Origin of the sequence: Pseudomonas sp. LABIM340 (assembly GCF_040017195.2) — a bacterium.
In the GTDB taxonomy this organism is placed as follows: Bacteria; Pseudomonadota; Gammaproteobacteria; order Pseudomonadales; family Pseudomonadaceae; genus Pseudomonas.
Genome location: NZ_CM200227.1, coordinates 1472307 through 1488992, shown reverse-complemented (window position 1 = coordinate 1488992; position 16686 = coordinate 1472307). Strand labels below are relative to the sequence as shown.

Annotated in this window: 16 protein-coding genes; 7 read left to right on the top strand and 9 right to left on the bottom strand. The window is 66.1% G+C overall.

The annotated features are described in order from the left end of the window. The first annotated feature begins 100 nt into the window (after window positions 1-100). The 3 genes from glpK (at window position 101) to glpD (ending at window position 4194) form a co-directional block, all read left to right on the top strand. On the top strand, window positions 101-1615 hold the full coding sequence (glpK, locus tag ABKS89_RS07050; protein WP_348587911.1) for a glycerol kinase GlpK: 1515 nt from the start codon (window positions 101-103) through the stop codon (window positions 1613-1615). Between the two features lie 134 nt (window positions 1616-1749). Next, window positions 1750-2505, top strand: coding sequence for a DeoR/GlpR family transcriptional regulator (locus ABKS89_RS07045; RefSeq protein ID WP_138212508.1), 756 nt, complete (start codon window positions 1750-1752; stop codon window positions 2503-2505). 147 nt (window positions 2506-2652) lie between these two features. Then, window positions 2653-4194 carry a glycerol-3-phosphate dehydrogenase gene (gene glpD / locus ABKS89_RS07040; protein WP_348587912.1) on the top strand — a complete coding sequence of 514 codons (1542 nt, stop codon included), beginning with the start codon at window positions 2653-2655 and terminating at the stop codon, window positions 4192-4194. Between the two features lie 12 nt (window positions 4195-4206). On the opposite strand, the gene ABKS89_RS07035 is transcribed toward glpD, so the two are convergent. Genes ABKS89_RS07035 through glnH form a run of 5 tightly spaced genes read right to left on the bottom strand, consistent with a single transcriptional unit; the run spans window position 4207 to window position 8309 of the window. Further along, complete coding sequence (locus ABKS89_RS07035) at window positions 4207-5109, bottom strand: MurR/RpiR family transcriptional regulator (protein WP_081517697.1); 903 nt, start codon at window positions 5107-5109, stop codon at window positions 4207-4209. Beyond that, window positions 5106-6164 (bottom strand): C45 family autoproteolytic acyltransferase/hydrolase, encoded by a 1059-nt coding sequence (locus ABKS89_RS07030; RefSeq protein WP_348587913.1) that lies wholly within the window; start codon window positions 6162-6164, stop codon window positions 5106-5108. Before ABKS89_RS07030 ends, ABKS89_RS07035 begins: the two co-directional genes overlap by 4 nt. 9 nt (window positions 6165-6173) lie before the next feature. After that, window positions 6174-6896 (bottom strand): glutamine ABC transporter ATP-binding protein GlnQ, encoded by a 723-nt coding sequence (gene glnQ, locus ABKS89_RS07025; RefSeq protein WP_081517696.1) that lies wholly within the window; start codon window positions 6894-6896, stop codon window positions 6174-6176. After that, window positions 6893-7549 (bottom strand): glutamine ABC transporter permease GlnP, encoded by a 657-nt coding sequence (gene glnP / locus ABKS89_RS07020; protein ID WP_081517695.1) that lies wholly within the window; start codon window positions 7547-7549, stop codon window positions 6893-6895. Before glnP ends, glnQ begins: the two co-directional genes overlap by 4 nt. Before the next feature lie 16 nt (window positions 7550-7565). After that, window positions 7566-8309: a glutamine ABC transporter substrate-binding protein GlnH gene (glnH, locus tag ABKS89_RS07015; RefSeq protein WP_192435126.1), complete on the bottom strand. Its 744-nt coding sequence runs from the start codon at window positions 8307-8309 to the stop codon at window positions 7566-7568. 354 nt (window positions 8310-8663) lie between these two features. Here glnH and ABKS89_RS07010 point away from each other — a divergent pair, with 354 nt between their 5' ends. Together ABKS89_RS07010 and ABKS89_RS07005 are read left to right on the top strand one after the other, a co-directional pair. Further along, window positions 8664-9992, top strand: a complete 1329-nt coding sequence (locus ABKS89_RS07010) for an aspartate aminotransferase family protein (RefSeq protein ID WP_348587914.1) — start codon at window positions 8664-8666, stop codon at window positions 9990-9992. Window positions 9993-10002: 10 nt separating this feature from the next. Further along, a complete protein-coding gene (locus ABKS89_RS07005) occupies window positions 10003-10566 on the top strand; it encodes a carboxymuconolactone decarboxylase family protein (RefSeq protein WP_348587915.1) in 564 nt (187 codons plus the stop codon). Between the two features lie 9 nt (window positions 10567-10575). Here ABKS89_RS07005 and ABKS89_RS07000 read toward each other — a convergent pair whose 3' ends face one another. After that, window positions 10576-11586 carry an alpha/beta fold hydrolase gene (locus ABKS89_RS07000; RefSeq protein WP_348587916.1) on the bottom strand — a complete coding sequence of 337 codons (1011 nt, stop codon included), beginning with the start codon at window positions 11584-11586 and terminating at the stop codon, window positions 10576-10578. Window positions 11587-11780: 194 nt separating this feature from the next. On the opposite strand from ABKS89_RS07000, the gene ABKS89_RS06995 reads away from it, so the two are divergent. Further along, on the top strand, window positions 11781-12224 hold the full coding sequence (locus ABKS89_RS06995; RefSeq protein ID WP_138212504.1) for a CopD family copper resistance protein: 444 nt from the start codon (window positions 11781-11783) through the stop codon (window positions 12222-12224). A 128-nt stretch (window positions 12225-12352) separates the two neighbouring features. Next, the gene (metR, locus tag ABKS89_RS06990) at window positions 12353-13273 is read left to right on the top strand and encodes a transcriptional regulator MetR (RefSeq protein WP_138212503.1); all 921 of its coding nucleotides are present in this window, start codon (window positions 12353-12355) and stop codon (window positions 13271-13273) included. Between the two features lie 342 nt (window positions 13274-13615). Here metR and ABKS89_RS06985 read toward each other — a convergent pair whose 3' ends face one another. The 3 genes from ABKS89_RS06985 to ABKS89_RS06975 all read right to left on the bottom strand — a co-directional run bounded on the left by ABKS89_RS06985 (window position 13616) and on the right by ABKS89_RS06975 (window position 16624). Further along, the gene (locus ABKS89_RS06985) at window positions 13616-14260 is read right to left on the bottom strand and encodes a glutathione S-transferase family protein (RefSeq protein WP_348587917.1); all 645 of its coding nucleotides are present in this window, start codon (window positions 14258-14260) and stop codon (window positions 13616-13618) included. A 57-nt stretch (window positions 14261-14317) separates the two neighbouring features. Further along, window positions 14318-15640: an APC family permease gene (locus ABKS89_RS06980; protein ID WP_138212501.1), complete on the bottom strand. Its 1323-nt coding sequence runs from the start codon at window positions 15638-15640 to the stop codon at window positions 14318-14320. A 162-nt stretch (window positions 15641-15802) separates the two neighbouring features. Then, window positions 15803-16624, bottom strand: coding sequence for a carbon-nitrogen hydrolase family protein (locus tag ABKS89_RS06975; RefSeq protein ID WP_348587918.1), 822 nt, complete (start codon window positions 16622-16624; stop codon window positions 15803-15805). Window positions 16625-16686: the final 62 nt, after the last annotated feature.

The window sequence follows — 16686 nt, the reverse complement described above, 5'->3', positions numbered from 1 at the left end:
TTCGCTTCACCGACGGGGATGAATCCCGTATGTTCACCGCCAATCCCTACCCGGCCCTGCCGCCGGGGTTGCCGAACGGAGTCCGCACAAGGCCGCTGCCATGACCGACCTTACGAACAAGAAATACGTCGTCGCCCTCGACCAGGGCACCACCAGCTCGCGCGCCATCATCTTCGACCACGACGCCAACGTGGTCAGCACGGCCCAGCGCGAATTCGCGCAGATCTACCCGCAGCCGGGCTGGGTCGAACACGACCCGATGGAAATCTGGGCGACCCAGAGTTCGACCCTGGTGGAAGCCCTCGCCCAGGCCAGCATCAGCGTCGCCGAAGTGGCCGCCATCGGCATCACCAACCAGCGCGAAACCACCCTGGTGTGGGACAAGGCCACCGGCCGGCCAATCCACAACGCCATCGTCTGGCAGTGCCGGCGCAGCGCGGCGATCTGCGAGCAGCTCAAGCGCGACGGCCTGGAACAGCACATCCGCGACACCACCGGACTGGTCATCGACCCCTACTTCTCCGGTACCAAGCTGAAGTGGATCCTCGACAACGTCGAAGGCGCCCGTGAACGCGCGCAACGCGGCGAGTTGCTGTTCGGCACGGTCGACACCTGGCTGATCTGGAAGCTCACCGAAGGCGAGGTGCATGTCACTGACTACACCAACGCCTCGCGCACCCTGATGTTCGATATCCACAAGCGCGACTGGGACGAACGCCTGCTCACCGCGCTGGACGTACCGCGCGCGATGCTGCCGCAGGTGCGCCCGTCTTCGGAAATCTATGGCCACGCCAAGGTCGGCGGCCTGGGTGTGCACCGCACGCCGATTGCCGGGATCGCCGGCGACCAGCAGGCCGCGCTGTTCGGGCAGATGTGCGTGGAACCGGGCCAGGCGAAGAACACTTACGGCACCGGCTGCTTCCTGCTGATGAACACCGGTGCCAACGCGGTAAAATCCACCCACGGCCTGCTCACCACCATCGCCTGCGGACCGCGCGGCGAAGTGGCCTATGCGCTGGAAGGCGCGGTGTTCAACGGCGGCTCCACCGTGCAGTGGCTGCGCGACGAACTGAAGGTGATCAACGACGCCCACGACTCCGAGTACTTCGCCACCAAGGTGAAGGACAGCAACGGCGTCTACCTGGTCCCCGCCTTCACCGGCCTCGGCGCGCCTTACTGGGACCCTTATGCCCGTGGCGCGCTGTTCGGCCTGACCCGCGGAGTGAAGGCCGACCACCTGATCCGCGCCACCCTGGAATCCATCGCCTACCAGACCCGCGACGTGCTCGACGCCATGCAGCAGGACGCCGGCGAGCCGCTGCGCGCCCTGCGCGTGGATGGCGGCGCGGTGGCCAACAACTTCCTCATGCAGTTCCAGGCCGACATCCTCGGCACCCCGGTGGAGCGCCCGCAGATGCGCGAGACCACGGCCCTCGGCGCTGCGGTGCTGGCGGGTCTGGCCTGCGGTTTCTGGGGTAGCCTGGCGGAGCTGAAGAACAAGGCGGTGATCGAGCGGGTGTTCCAGCCGGCCTGCGACGAAGCAGAGCGCACGCGGTTGTATGCAGGGTGGAAGAAAGCCGTGGAGCGCACGCGCGGCTGGGCCGCCGAGGACTGATACCGCAACACTGTAGGAGCGCGCCATGCGCGCGATCGCGGGCATGGCGCGCTCCTACAGGGACTGCCGCGCATGACAGCAAGGCCCCCGCTGCGGCATTCTTGTCCCTTCGCCCGTCCGCACGAGCACAGCGCATGAACCTGCCACCCCGACAGCAAAGCATCCTCGATCTGGTCCGCGAACGCGGCTACCTGAGCATCGAGGAACTTGCCCAGCAGTTCGCCGTGACCCCGCAGACCATCCGCCGCGACATCAACCAGCTCGCCGAACAGAACCTGCTTCGCCGCTACCACGGCGGCGCGGCCTGGGACTCGAGCATCGAGAACACCGCCTACAACACCCGCGCCGACCAGATGCGCGACGAGAAGCAGCGCATCGCCGATGCCATCGCCGCACACATCCCGGACAACGCCTCGCTGTTCATCAACATCGGCACCACCACCGAGGCCATCGCCCGCGCCCTGCTCGGCCACCAGAACCTCAAGGTCATCACCAACAACCTGCACGTCGCCAGCATCCTCGCCGGCAAGGACGACTTCGAAGTGCTGATCGCCGGCGGCACCGTACGCGGCGACGGCGGCGTGGTCGGGCAGGCGGCAGTGGACTTCATCGAGCAGTTCCGCGTCGACTTCGCCGTGGTCGGCATCAGCGGCATCGACGAGGACGGCAGCCTGCTGGACTTCGACTACCAGGAAGTGCGCGTCTCCCGCGCCATCATCGACAACGCCCGGCAGGTGTTCCTCGCCGCCGACTCCAGCAAGTTCGGGCGCAACGCCGTGGTGCGCCTGGGGCCGATTTCCCTGGTCAGCCGGGTGTTCACCGACAGCCCGCCGCCCGCCGCCGTGGCGCGCCTGCTGCACCAGCACAAGGTCCAGCTCGAACTGGTCTGAGCCGCGCTCACCGCCTTCACTTTCGAACATTCAGACGAATGCCTGCGCGAATTCGCGCTCAAGACTGGTCATATTTCATTCACTGAACTAGGATATTTTCGAAAACGAACATCACAAGATTCACTTTCAATCCCCAAGGCGGCCCCCATGAACCCAACCAGCAAGCGCCACGCGCCCCTGGCCGAAGTCTATGACCTGGCCGTCGTCGGCGGCGGCATCAATGGCGCAGGGATCGCGGCGGACGCTGCCGGGCGCGGGTTGTCGGTGTTCCTTTGCGAACAGCACGACCTCGCTGCCCACACCTCCTCCGCCAGCAGCAAGCTGGTCCACGGAGGCCTGCGCTACCTGGAACACTACGAATTCCGCCTGGTCCGCGAAGCTCTCGCCGAGCGCGAGGTGCTGCTGGCCAAGGCACCGCACATCGTCCACCCGCTGCGCTTCGTGCTTCCCCACCGCCCGCACCTGCGCCCGGCCTGGATGATCCGCGCCGGCCTGTTCCTCTATGACCACCTGGGCAAGCGCGAGAAGCTGCCGGCTTCCCGTGGCGTGCGCTTCGGCCTGGACAGCCCGCTGAAGGGCGAAATCACCCGCGGCTTCGAATACTCCGACTGCTCGGTAGACGACGCCCGCCTGGTGGTACTCAATGCCATGGCCGCCCGCGAGAACGGCGCCCATGTGCATCCGCGCACCCGCTGCGTCAGCGCCCGGCGCAGCAAGGGCCTGTGGCACCTGCACCTGGAGCGCCGCGACGGCAGCCTGTACTCGGTGCGCGCCCGCGCGCTGGTCAATGCCGCCGGCCCCTGGGTCGACCGCTTCCTGCGCGAGGAACTGCGCCAGAAGCCGCCCTACGGCATCCGCCTGATCCAGGGCAGCCACCTGATCGTGCCGCGCCTGTACGAGGGCGAGCACGCGTACATCCTGCAGAACGAGGACCGGCGCATCGTCTTCGCCATTCCCTACCTGCGCCAGTTCACCTTGATCGGCACCACCGACCGCGAGTACCAGGGCGACCCGGCGAAGATCAGCATCAGCGAAGAAGAGACCGACTACCTGCTCAACGTGGTCAACGCCCACTTCAAGCACCAGTTGGGCCGCCAGGACATCCTGCGCAGCTTCTCCGGCGTGCGCCCGCTGTGCGACGACGAATCCGACGACCCTTCGGCCGTGACCCGCGACTACACCCTGGCGCTGGACAACACCCCCGGTGAAGCGCCGCTGCTGTCGGTGTTCGGCGGCAAGCTGACGACTTACCGCAAACTCGCCGAGGCCGCGCTCGAACAACTGGCGCCGCACTTCGCCGGCGTGATGAAAGCCAGCTGGACTGCCAGTGCCCCGCTGCCTGGCGGTGAAGCCATGACCTGCGTGGAAGACCTGGCCATCCAGCTCATGGACCGCCTGCGCCAGCTCGACCCTGCCCTCGCCCGGCGCTGGGCCAGCACCTACGGCAGCCGCATCTGGAAGCTGCTGGACGGCGCGCACAACCTCAGCGAACTGGGCGAACACCTGGGCGCCGGGCTCTATGCGCGGGAAGTGGAATACCTGGTCCACGAGGAGTGGGCGCGCGACGCCGATGACATCCTCTGGCGCCGCACCAAGCTCGGCCTGTTCCTCAATGCCCGGCAGCGCGAGCGCCTGGAGCAGTTCCTCAGCAGCGAAAGCCCGCTGGAGCCCAGTACCCAGGTTGCCTGAGGCAGCGTCGCCTCAGAGCGACGCGTTCAGCTCGCTGATCAGTTCTTCGCGCTGGCGCAGTGATTCCAGCGCGCTTTCGCCCAATCGCCCCGCCACCTCGCTCAACAAGCCCTGCGCCAGCAGCATGAAGGCGCACATGCTGTTGCTGTAGAACAGGCTGTGGTTGGGCACATAGAAGCTGTGCCGCGCCACCTTCGCCAGCGGCGAGCTGGAGGAATCGGTCAGGGCCACGACCTCGATGCCATGGCGCGCGGCGACTTCCGCCGTAGCCAGCACGCTGGGCGTGTAGGGGAAGCAGCTGGCGACCACCAGCACATCGCCAGCATCCAGTTGCGCCAACGCATCGGCCACGCCCTGGCGGCTGGCATCCAGCGCTGCCACGTCCTGGCGCAGCATGCCCAGGCCGTAGGACATGAACAGCGCCAGCGAAGTGAACTGGCGCATGCCATGGATGCGCACCCGGCGCGCGCTGGCGAGAAGCTCCACCACGCGGGAGAACACTTCCGGCTCGACCTGCTCGATCAGGCTGGCGATGTTGGTGCTTTCCTGCCGGCCCAGGCGGGTCAGGCGCGACAGCGTGGTGTCGGCAGGAGTCAGCAGCAGGCGCGAGGCCTGGTCACTGTAGAAATTCTTGCCCTCGGTCAGCTCGCGGCGGAACAGGTCCTGGAACTTGCTGAAACCGCCGTAGCCCAGGCGCTGGGCCAGGCGCGACAAGGTCGAGGCGTTCACCCCGAGCTGCTCCGCCAGCTCGCTGATGGAGGACACCGCGGTGCGCTGCGGCGCCTCGATCAATGCAGCCAGCACCCGCCGCGAACTACCGCCCAGGGAGATGCCCGACTCACCGCGCTCGATAGCCTCCAGCAGCTGCTTGAGGGCTCCCAGGTTATCGGGCAGTGCGGCGGGCGCTTGGGTCATCGGGCAGGTCCGTTGGCGGAAGAAGGGCGGATACTGCCGGCGGCTTCCACGTGCTGGACGTCCGGCTGGCAGTAGACGCGCCATTCTACCGAGTTCGCGCCGATGAGAAATACGGCGGTGGCCAGGGTGCTCTCATCGTCCGGGTCGTCCGCCGCACGACGGTAGATCGGCAGCCCGGGATCAGCGCCATCGCGCAGGATCGCCAGCGCGCGGGCCTCGTCGAGCAGACCGCCGCCCTCCCCCAGCAACCCGTCGACGCGGCGCTGGCGGCTGCCGGAGCTGCCGGTGATGCGCTGGCCGGCGGCGTCCAGCCCGGCATCCAGCAGATGGTTGGAGTGCCCGCCGGGACGCCGCACCTTGCGCACCACCACGCCGGCCGAGCAGGCTTCGACGCTCAGCAGATGAGCCGAGCCGACCTGCCCGAGGGCATGGTGGAAGGCACCGGCGCGGCCTGCGCGGGAGAGCACGTCGACCGCCTCATCCAGGCTGGCGCAATCCAGCACCGCACGGGCCAGTACCTGACGCGGCAGGCCGGCCGGGATGCTGGTCGGGCGGATGTTGTTCACCGTACTGACCAGCCCGGCGGCATTCACTGCGAAGGTGTGGCCGGGAATGGAGCCGGGGTAGACGAAGCTGGTAAAAGCCATGCCGTGCTCCGGCGTAGCTTGCAGCAGGCCGCAGGCACCCTCGAGGGAGGGCAGGCCGTCTTCGTTGTGGGCGATCAGCCAGCCGTCGGCGGTCGGCCCGAATACCGTGGTGCAGCCATCCACACTCTGCGGGCTGACGAAATCGCCGCGGCAGTTCCACAGGAAGACTTCCTCGACCGGCAGCTCCAGCCCATCGGCCAGGCCGCGGATTTCCTCCCAGATATGCGGGAAGTCGGCCTCGACCTGCGCCTGCATGGCTTTCGCCACGCCCGCTCCAGCCAGGGCCGCGAGGCTCCGCCACAGTGGCAGCGGGCGAAGGCGCTGATGCACCGCATCGCGGCCGAAGCGGCCGAGCCCCAGGCCGATGTCATACGGGCTGCCGCCCAGTTTCAGGGGTTGCAGGATCATCGGCGCACCTCAGGCGACATGTTGCAGGAACTCCCGCAGACGCGGGCTGGTGGGGTTGCCGATCAGGCTGGCAGGGTCGCCGTCCTCGGTGATGCGGCCCTGGTCGATGAAGATCAGCCGCGAAGCGACCTTGCGGGCAAAGTCGATCTCGTGGGTGACGATGACCATGGTCATGCCCTCCTCCGCCAGGTCCTTCATCACCTGCAGCACTTCATGGCGCAGCTCGGGGTCGAGCGCCGAGGTGGGCTCGTCGAACAGCATCAGCTTGGGCTTCACCGCCAGTGCGCGGGCGATGGCCACGCGCTGCTGCTGGCCGCCGGACAACTCCGACGGATAGTGCCCGGCGCGCTCGGAGAGCCCCACCTTCGCCAGCAGCGTACGCGCCAGCGCCTCGGCGTCGGCCTTCTTCGCCCCCCGCACGCGGATCGGCCCGAAGGCGACGTTTTCCAGCGCGGTCATCTGCGGGAACAGGTGGAACTGCTGGAACACCATCCCCGCCTCCTGGCGGATCAGGCGCTCGTCCACCTTCGGGTCGTTGACCTCCATGCCATCGACGAACAACTGGCCGTCGGTGATCACTTCGAGCTTGTTGATGCAGCGCAGCAGCGTCGATTTGCCGGAGCCGGAAGGGCCGATGATGACCACCACTTCGCCGCTGCCGATCTTCAGGTTGATGTCGTGGAGCACCTTGGTCTCGCCAAAGTGCTTGGCGACCTGCTTGAACTCGATCATAGGATCTTCAGCCTCGATTCCATGCGCCGCAGCACGTAACTCAACACCAGGGTGATGACCAGGTAGATCACCGCCACCGCCGACCAGATTTCCATCGCGCGGAAGTTGCCGGCGATCACCTCCTGGCCCTGACGGGTCAGTTCGGCGACGCCGATGACGATGAACAGCGAGGTGTCCTTGATGCTCACGATCCACTGGTTGCCCAGCGCCGGGATCATCCGCCGGAAGGCCAGCGGAGCGATCACGTAGCGCAGCGTGTCGCGCCCGGAAAGCCCCAGTGCCAGCCCCGCCTCGCGGAAGCCCTTGTTCACCGAGAGCAGCGCACCGCGGGTGATCTCGGCGATGTAGGCGCCGGAGTTGATCATGATGGTGACCACCGCCGCGCTGAACGGATCGATGCGCACCGGGATCATCAGCGGCAGGGCGAAGTAGATGAACATCACCTGGACCATGATCGGCGTGCCACGGATCAGCTCGACGAACACCAGCGCCGCGCGACTGCCGATGAAGCCGCCGTAGGCGCGGCCGACACCGGCCACCAGGCCGATCACCGCGCCGCCGATCAGACCGAGAATGGATATCCACAGGGTCAGCCGGGCGCCCTCGAGCAGCACCGGCAACGCGTCCCAGATGGCGGACCATTGAAAATGCATGGATGCCTACCTCGTCTTATTTCGGGTCGGTGCCGAACCACTTGCGGTAGATCTGCGCATAGGTGCCGTCCTCACGCAGCTTCTTCAGGGCCGCGTTCACCGGCTCGCGCAGCTCGCTGCCCTTGGGGAAACCGATGCCGTACTGCTGCGCCATCATCTGCTCGCCCACGGCCTTCACCTGCCCGTCGCCGGCGGTCTTGATGTAGTAGAGGACGTTGGGAGTGTCGTGCATCGCGGCATCGACGCGGCCGGTACGCAGCTCCAGGTAGGCGTTGTCGACGTTGGGGAACTGGCGCAGGTCGCCGGCCTTCAGATTGGCCTTGGCGTAGTCCGCCGCCGAGGTGCCGCTCTTCACCGCCAGGCTCTTGCCGGCGATGTCGGCAGAGCTCTTGATGCTGTCGTTGTCGGCCTTGACCATCAGCAGGAAGCCGCTGTCGTAGTAGCCGTCGGAGAAGTCGATGACCTGCTTGCGGTCTTCCTTGATGGTGATGCCGGCCAGGGCCGCATCGACGTTGCGGGTCTGCAGCGCAGGGATGATGCCGTTGAAGTCCATCGGCTTGAGCTGGTAGCTCACGCCCATCTCCTTGGCGATGGCTGCCCAGAGATCGATATCGAAGCCGACGTACTTGTCGCCCTGCTTGAACTCGAAGGGAACGAAGGCGGTATCGGTGGCGATCAGCAGCTCCTTGTCGGCCGCCATCGACTGGCTGGCGGCGAACAGGGAGAGAGCGGCGAACGAGGCTTGCAGCAGCTTTTTCATGCAGGACTTCCTCTTGCGGGACGGCGGGATGCGCCATGCCCTGGGGCTGGCGCGCATTAGCGGCAGTTCGATGCAACGGGCCAAGACCCGGACTTTATTGTTTTGAGCGGCTAACCCCCGTCAGGGGCTGCATGCACTTGCGTGCTTTTGTGCAAAATAAACATGCAATAAATTTATTTGCAAGTATTTTTCCCACCTCAAACACCCCGTTCCCCGCCTGACGCACGCGACAAATCGAAGGAAAGCACCGCAGGGAGCGCATTAGCCAGATGCAGAGCAGCGTCATTTCTAGCAAGAAAAATTTGCCAAGAATTAAAATGCATTTAATATTTGCGCAAACCCCTGGAGGTCACCATGAGCCACGTCCTGCACCGCAGCCTCATCCAGTCCTACCCCACGGCCGTTCGCGGCGACGGCGCCTACCTGATCGACAGCGAGGGCCGTCGCTACCTCGACGCCAGCGGCGGAGCCGCGGTGTCCTGCCTGGGGCACAGCGACGCCGAAGTGATCGAAGCGGTGCGCCGGCAGATCGGCACCCTGGCCTACGCCCATACCTCCTTCTTCACCAGCGAGCCAATGGAAGAACTGGCCGACTTCCTGATCGCCCGCGCCCCGGCCGGGATGCGCTCGGTGTACTTCGTTTCCGGCGGTTCGGAAGCGGTGGAGGCGGCGCTCAAGCTGGCCCGCCAGTACTTCGTGGAGATCGGCCAGCCACAGCGCACACACCTGATCGCCCGCCGCCAGAGCTACCACGGCAACACCCTCGGTGCGCTGGCTGCCGGCGGCAACGCCTGGCGACGCCAGCAGTTCCAGCCGCTGCTGATCGATGTCAGCCACGTCAGCCCCTGCTACGCCTATCGCGACCAGGCCGAAGGCGAAACGCCGGAAGCCTACGGCGAACGCCTGGCACGGGAACTGGAAACGGAAATCCTCAACCTCGGTGCGGACAAGGTCATGGCCTTCGTTGCCGAGCCGGTGGTGGGCGCCACGCTGGGCGCGGTGACCGCCGTGCCGGGCTACTTCAGGCGCGTGCGGGAAATCTGCGACCGCTATGGCGTACTGCTGATCCTCGACGAAGTGATGTGCGGCATGGGCCGTACCGGCAGCCTGTTCGCGGCCGAACAGGAAGGCATCAGCGCCGATCTGATCACCATCGCCAAGGGCCTGGGCGCCGGCTACCAGCCCATTGGCGCCACCCTGGTCAGCCAGCGCATCCACGACGCCATCGCCAACGGCTCGGGCTTCTTCCAGCACGGCCACACCTATATCGGCCATGCCACCGCCTGCGCCGCTGCCCTGGCCGTGCAGAAGACCATCGAACAGCGCAACCTGCTGCCACGCGTGCGGGAGTTGGGCGAACAGCTGCAGCAACGCCTGCGCAGCGCCCTTGGCGAGCACCCCAACGTCGGTGACATTCGCGGCCGCGGGCTTTTCCAGGGTGTGGAACTGGTGGCCGACCGCGCCGGCAAGACGCCCTTCACCGCCGAAGCGAAACTGCACGCACGGATCAAGAAGGCCGCCATGCAGGAGGGCCTGATGTGCTACCCCATGGGCGGCACGCTGGATGGCCGCCGCGGCGACCACATCCTGCTGGCCCCGCCCTTCATCCTCGAAGAAGCGCAACTGGATGAACTGACTGAAAAGCTGCAGCGCGCCATCGTCAAAGCCATCGGCAGCCTCTGAAGGATCTCGCATGAAAATCGATTCACGCCTCTCTCCGCTGACCGACGCCAACATGGACGACGACCAGCGCCGCGTATTGCAGGAGATCCTCAGCGGTCCGCGCGGCAATCTGGACGGCCCGTTCCTGGCCTGGGTGCACAGCCCCGGGCTGGCGGACAACGCCCAGAAGCTCGGCGCCTTCTGCCGCTACGGCACACGCCTGGAACTGCGGCTGAGCGAACTGGCGATCCTGGTCACCGCCGCCTGGTGGCAATCCCAGGCCGAATGGCAGATCCACGAACCCATCGCGCGCCAGGCCGGCCTCAGCGACGAAGTGATCGAGGCCTTGCGGCAGAATCGAACACCGGACTTCCAGCGTGAAGACGAACGCCTGATCCATCACCTGGGCCGCTCGCTGTACGAGACCCGACGCATCGACCAGGCGCTGTACGAAGCAGCCACAGCTTGCTTCGGTGAGGCCGGGCTGGTGGAGCTGGTGGGAATCTTCGGCTACTACGCGCTGGTGGCCATGACGCTCAACGCGTTCTCGGTGCGGCGCGAAACAGAGGCGCCACTGCCGTTCAGCGAACCCTGAGGCGGGCGATCAGAGCTGTGCGACGTGCCCGCCGCCCTGATGTTCGCGCAGGTAAGGCAGCACCGCGCCCAGCAGCGGCTCCTTGAAGTCTTCCTGGAAGCGGTGCGCCATGCCGGGAATCAGCTTGAGCACCGAACCGCGGATGTGCGCCGCCACGTGCACGCCGTGCATCACCGGTAGCAGCGGGTCGGCGGTGCCGTGGACCACCAGGGTCGGAACGTTCAGGCGGTTGAGCAGCTCCACCCGGCTCGGCTCGGCGAGGATCGCCAGCATCTGCCGCTGCACGCCTTCCGGGGTGAAGGCACGGTCGTAGGAACGCGCCGCCTGCTGCAGCAACTGCTGGCGATCATCGCGCACTTCCGGGCTGCCAAGGGCCGCCAGCAAATCCGCCTGCTGCTCGATCGCCTGTTCGCGGCTGGCCGCTTCGCGCCGGGCGAGCAGGCGCAGCAATGATTCGCTGGGCGCCGGCAGGCCTTCGGCGCCGGAACTGGTCATCACCAGCGTCAGGCTGATCACCCGGTCGGGCGCCATGTCGGCCACGTGCTGGGCAATCATCCCGCCCATGCTCGCGCCCAGCACATGGGCACGCTCGACATGCAGGGCGTCGAGCAGGTGCAGCGCGTCGCCGGCCATGTCGGTCAGGCTGTAGGGCGCACTCACGGGCAGGCCGAGGCGATAGCGAATGACTTCGTAGGTCAGGTTGCCGCTGGGCACAGGAACGCGCCAGGAAGACAGCCCGACATCGCGATTGTCGTAGCGGATCACCCGGAAACCTTGCTGGCAGAGCGCCTCGACCACTTCGTCCGGCCAATGGATCAACTGGCCGCCCAGGCCCATGACCAGCAGCAGCGTCGGGTCCTGCGGACGACCAATGCTCTGGTACGCCAGGCGCACGTCACCCAGGTCGACCAGTTCGGTCGGCACCCGCGCATCGCAACGATCGGCGGCAACCGCCCGATCGGCAAAAGAAAGAGAGGACAGGCCGCAGCAAAGTGCGACTGCCAGCAGGAAAGCACGCATGAATGAAAATCCGGAACGCAAAACCCCAGTTGAGCGCGATTCTGATGAATTTCCGTCGCTCGCTCTGCCACAGGTCCGTGACAGTTTGATGAAAGGCGCTGAGCGGTCACCGACGGACCTTCCCATGATCCGGATCAAGGGAGGTCGCCCCATGCACTGGCGAAGATAGGAAACCCCCGCTCGGAAGTTTCCTCATGGCCTACCCCATCCTGCTGGTGCTGCACCTGTTCGCCGCGATCATGTTCGTCGGCACGGTGTTCTTCGAAGTGCTGATCCTGGAAAGCGTCCACCGCCATGTGCCGGCACGGGCGATGAAAATGGTCGAGGGCGCGCTGGGCCGTCGCCTGCGCCGGGTGATGCCCTGGGTGATCCTGACCCTGTTCGGCAGCGGCCTGGGCATGCTGCACCTGCGTTACGCGCCGCTGCTGACCGACCCGCTGGCATCGCCCTTCGCCACGCTGCTCAGCCTCAAGCTGCTGCTGGCCACCAGCGTCCTGGGCCACTTCATCTTCGCCATGTACTCCTTCCGCTCAGGGCGCATGACCGGCCAGCGTTCCCGGCGCATCCACTACAGCGTGTTCGCCCACGTGGTGCTGATCGTGCTGCTGGCCAAGGGCATGTTCTATCTGAGCTGGTGACCCCAACAAGGTGAATCGAGCCCGGCGAATGCGTGCTGGTGAAGTGCCAGTCGCCGGCTTATCATGAGAGCAGCTCAATTGTTCTGCCGTTTCATCAAGATTTCCTCATACTGAGGCGAGGCCGCGCCATGCTTGAACTCCGTCACCTGAAAACCCTGCATGCCCTGCGCGAAGCCGACAGTCTAGTGGAGGCCGCCGAGCGCCTGCACCTGACGCAGTCCGCCCTGTCCCACCAGTTCAAGGAACTGGAGGAGCGCCTCGGCCTGTCCCTGTTCATCCGCAAGACCAAGCCGGTGCGTTTCACCAGTGCCGGCCTGCGCCTGCTGCAGCTGGCCGACGCCGTGCTGCCGCAGCTGCGCGGCGCCGAACGCGACCTGGCGCGCCTGGCCGGCGGTACCGCCGGCCGCCTGCACATGGCCATCGAGTGCCACAGCTGCTTCCAGTGGCTGATGCCGACCATCGACCAGTTCCGCGACGCCTGGCCGGAAGTGGAGCTGGACCTCGCCTCCGGCTTCTCCTTCGCCCCGCTGCCGGCGCTGGCCCGCGGCGACCTGGACCTGGTGGTGACTTCCGACCCGGTGGACATCGCCGGCATCACCTACGTGCCGCTGTTCACCTACGAGGCGCTGCTGGCGGTGGACAACCACCACGCGCTGTCCGGCAAGTCGTTCATCGTCCCGGAAGACCTGGCCAACCTGACGCTGATCACCTACCCCATCGAGCGTGATCGCCTGGACATCTTCACCCGCTTCCTCGAACCCGCCGACGTCGAACCGGCGCAGGTACGCACCTCGGAGCTGACGGTGATGATGATGCAGCTGGTGGCGTCCGGACGCGGCGTCTGCAGCCTGCCCAACTGGGCGCTGCACGAGTACAGCTCGCGGGGCTATGTGACCGCCAAGCGCCTGGGGGAAAAAGGCCTGTATTGCACCCTGTTCGCCGCCATCCGCGCCGACATGCTGGATGCGCCGTTCATGCGCGATTTCCTGCTGACCGCGAAGGACACTTCCTTCGCCACCCTGGAAGGTGTCAGCGCGGCAAGAAACTGACGCGGGCTCTCCGGTCTCTCACGCTCTCTGCGGGCAACCCCTGCGAGCGCTCAAGGCTGCCTGACGAAAAACGTCTCCCCAGAAAAAAGGCCCATCCTTGCGGATGGGCCATCGGGGGACATAACCGATCAACACCTGTGGTTCTTATGGTTCCAGCGGCGCCGTGTGATGGGGTTACGCGGCGTTGGGGCAATCATTGACCGGCACCCTGCGGCGGAAAATAAGGCCACACGAAAAAAAGAACTTTCCCACATAGCCTGAGACCGATTCCGCAAAAAGCGCCAGGACCGCCACGCCTGACCGAAACCCTTCTATGGCTCTGGAGCGGTCCGTTGTCGGGTGTCAGGGCGCTTTCGCTTCCGCCGCGCGGGTGTGTTCTTCCGCCCACTGCACGTCCCGTTCCCACACTCGCTTGAAGGCCGGGCGCGAGGTCACCAGCTCCACGTAGCGCTCGAACACCGGCAGCTTGGGCACTACGCCGAAGCCGATGGTCCAGCGCAGGGCCGCGCCCCACAGCACGTCGGCAGCGGTCATGCGGCTACCCAGCAGATAGGGGCCGGTTTCCAGCTGTTCGGCGAGGGCGCGCATCACGCTGTCGTAATCGCCGTAGGGACTCATGGCCTGCGGGGCGGCATCGCGTTTCAGGGCACGGTCGACGATGGCCGGTTCGAAGCTGGAGCCGTAGAACACCAGCCAGCGCAGGTAAGGGCCGCGCAAGGGGTCGTCGAGGGCGGGGGCGAGATTCGCCCGGGGGAACAGGTCGGCGAGGTAGATGAAGATGGCGCCCTGCTCGGTGACCAGCGACTCGCCGAGACGGATCGCCGGGACCTTGCCCAACGGGTTGAGCGCCAGGAACTCCGGCTTGCGCTGCTCGCCGGCCTTCATGTTGATCAGTTCGAGGTCGTACTCGGCGCCCAGTTCTTCCAGCAGCACCAGGGTGCCGCTGGAGCGTGTCTGGGGCGAATGGTAGAGGGTGAGGCGGGGCATGGCGGGATCTCCTCGGGCATCACGGCTCGGAGTCCCCAGCATAGCCCCGCGCGGGGCTCACGCCTCCTCGAAATGCATCTCCGGCGGTTGCTGGCGGAAGCCGCCGGTGATCACCGCCAGGTAGATCACGCCGAGCACCAGCCAGGTGGCGCCAAGCCAGATGGCCAGGTGGTCGAGGCTGACCATCAGCCACAGGTCGGCGAGCAGGCCGATCAGCGGGAACAGCAGGAACAGCACCAGCTCGCGCAGGCCGCGGCGCTCGGCGTTCAGGTAGTAGTGGAAGATCACCGAGAGGTTCACCAGGCTGAAGGCGAGGAAGGCGCCGAAGTTGATGAACGAGGTGGAGGTGGTGACGTCCATGTGCAGCGCCAGCAGGGCCACCACGCCGCACAGCACGATGCTGTTCACCGGGGTTTCGAAGCGCTTGCTGATGCGCCCGAAGAACGGGCGCGGCAGCACGCCGTCGCGGCCCATGGCGAACAGCAGGCGCGAGGCGCTGGCCTGGGCCGACAGGCCAGACGTGAACTGGCCGACGATCAGGCCGATCAGGAAGAAGCTGACGAACAGGTCGCCGCCGATGTTGCGGGCAATTTCGTAGGCGGCCGAGTCGGCGTTCTGGAACTCCACCGACGGGTGCGCCAGCTGTACGAAGTAGCTGGCGGCGATGAAGATGCCGCCACCGATCAGGGTGATCAGCAGGATGGCGCGCGGAATGGTCTTGCGCGGCTCGTGGGTTTCTTCGGTCAGGGTACTGACCGCATCGAAGCCCAGGAAGGAGTAGCAGGCGATGGCCGCGCCACCCATGATCAGCGGCAGCTGGGTGCCTTCCTTGAGGAAGGGCTCCAGGGTCCACAGCGGACGGCTGCCATCACCGGTGATGTAGTGGATGGCCAGGCCGACGAAGGCGATCAGCACGAGGAACTGCACCAGCATCAGCACGCCGTTGATGTTCTTCGCCAGGCGCAGGCCGACCACGTTGATCGCGGTGGTCACGCCGATGAACGCCAGCACCCACAGGGCCTGGGGCACGGCGGGGAAGGCGGAATGCAGGTAGGCCGCGCCGATCAGCCAGATCGCCATGGGCAGGAACAGGTAGTCCAGCAGCACCGCCCAGCCGGCGAGGAAGCCCAGCTTGGGGCTGATCGACTTGCGTACATAGGTATAGGCGGAGCCGGCTACCGGGAAGGCGGCTGCCATGCGCCCATAGCTGAGCGCGGTGAAGAGCATTGCAACGGATGCGACGAGGTAGGCCGAGGGGACTACGCCGCGGGTGACGTCGGCGAGGATGCCGAAGGTGCCGAGGACGATGATCGGGGTCATGTAGGCGATGCCGAACAGCACCACCGAACCCAGCGTCAGGGTTCGTTTCAGTCGAGCCATTACTGCTTACTCCGCGTTGTGTTTGTTATGGCAGTGCACAGTTGCTGGCCTGCGCTCACCCGCAGGCCTTGCGGGCGCTCGGGGCGCCCGTCGAATGTGGAATAACGCTGTGGCGGCGCAGCCCTGCGCCCCGGCCCAGTTGCAGTGGGCCGGATGGGAAAATCAGGCGGGAATGATCAGCTCGCGCAGGCCATCTTCGTGCTCGCGCATCTCGCCGGGGAGCACGAAGCGGCGCTCGGCCAGGTAGCTGTAGTCGCGGCGCGACTGCGCCAGGCGCTCGAAGTCGAGCTCGACGATCTGCCGGCACTCTTCGCGGCCGGCTTCGACGATCAGCTGGCCGTAGGGATCGACCACGGCGCTGCCGCCGGCGAACACCAGATCGTCGTCGCCAGCGCCGACACGGTTGACCATCACCGCGTAGGCCTGGTTTTCCATGGCGCGGCCCATGATCGCGGTGCGGTGGGTCGGGCCGTAGGGGTCCATGTTGCCGTTGGTCACGATGATCAGCTCGGCGCCAAGCTGACCCAGGGCGCGGGCGGACTCGGGGAACTCGATGTCGAAGCAGATCACGATGCCGACGCGGACGCCGTTCCACAGACAGGTGGCGTAACGGTCGCCGGGGGTGAAGATGCCGCGGTCCGACGCCCACAGGTGCGTCTTGCGGTACTTCAGGGCGATGCCGTCGGGGGTGATCAGCAGCGTGGTGTTGTAGAAGCGGCCATCGTCAGCGGCTTCGGCAAAGCCCACGGCAACGGAGATGTTCTTCTCACGCGCAGCAGCCTGCACGGCCTGCACGCTGGGGCCGTCCACCGGCTCGGCGATGGCGGCGATGTTCTGCTCGGTGGGGAAGCCGGTCAGCTGGGTCTCGGGGAACACCACCAACTGGGTGTCGTCGGCGCAGGCGTGGATGGCCTCCAGGGTGCGGGCCAGGTTCCAGGCTACGTCGCCATCACGGCCGGCGAGTTGGACGAGTTCTACTTTCATGGGGCTTCCTCGGATTCTTGTCTTCCAGTGACCAGACGATGCAAAAGGGTCAGAATGCGCAC

Bases quoted from the DNA above. Each gene is read 5' to 3' on its own strand.
- glpK (WP_348587911.1), top strand. From the start codon at position 101: ATGACCGACCTTACGAACAAGAAATACGTCGTCGCCCTCGACCAGGGC.
- ABKS89_RS07045 (WP_138212508.1), top strand. From the start codon at position 1,750: ATGAACCTGCCACCCCGACAGCAAAGCATCCTCGATCTGGTCCGCGAA.
- glpD (WP_348587912.1), top strand. From the start codon at position 2,653: ATGAACCCAACCAGCAAGCGCCACGCGCCCCTGGCCGAAGTCTATGAC.
- ABKS89_RS07035 (WP_081517697.1), bottom strand. From the start codon at position 5,109: ATGACCCAAGCGCCCGCCGCACTGCCCGATAACCTGGGAGCCCTCAAG.
- ABKS89_RS07030 (WP_348587913.1), bottom strand. From the start codon at position 6,164: ATGATCCTGCAACCCCTGAAACTGGGCGGCAGCCCGTATGACATCGGC.
- glnQ (WP_081517696.1), bottom strand. From the start codon at position 6,896: ATGATCGAGTTCAAGCAGGTCGCCAAGCACTTTGGCGAGACCAAGGTG.
- glnP (WP_081517695.1), bottom strand. From the start codon at position 7,549: ATGCATTTTCAATGGTCCGCCATCTGGGACGCGTTGCCGGTGCTGCTC.
- glnH (WP_192435126.1), bottom strand. From the start codon at position 8,309: ATGAAAAAGCTGCTGCAAGCCTCGTTCGCCGCTCTCTCCCTGTTCGCC.
- ABKS89_RS07010 (WP_348587914.1), top strand. From the start codon at position 8,664: ATGAGCCACGTCCTGCACCGCAGCCTCATCCAGTCCTACCCCACGGCC.
- ABKS89_RS07005 (WP_348587915.1), top strand. From the start codon at position 10,003: ATGAAAATCGATTCACGCCTCTCTCCGCTGACCGACGCCAACATGGAC.
- ABKS89_RS07000 (WP_348587916.1), bottom strand. From the start codon at position 11,586: ATGCGTGCTTTCCTGCTGGCAGTCGCACTTTGCTGCGGCCTGTCCTCT.
- ABKS89_RS06995 (WP_138212504.1), top strand. From the start codon at position 11,781: ATGGCCTACCCCATCCTGCTGGTGCTGCACCTGTTCGCCGCGATCATG.
- metR (WP_138212503.1), top strand. From the start codon at position 12,353: ATGCTTGAACTCCGTCACCTGAAAACCCTGCATGCCCTGCGCGAAGCC.
- ABKS89_RS06985 (WP_348587917.1), bottom strand. From the start codon at position 14,260: ATGCCCCGCCTCACCCTCTACCATTCGCCCCAGACACGCTCCAGCGGC.
- ABKS89_RS06980 (WP_138212501.1), bottom strand. From the start codon at position 15,640: ATGGCTCGACTGAAACGAACCCTGACGCTGGGTTCGGTGGTGCTGTTC.
- ABKS89_RS06975 (WP_348587918.1), bottom strand. From the start codon at position 16,624: ATGAAAGTAGAACTCGTCCAACTCGCCGGCCGTGATGGCGACGTAGCC.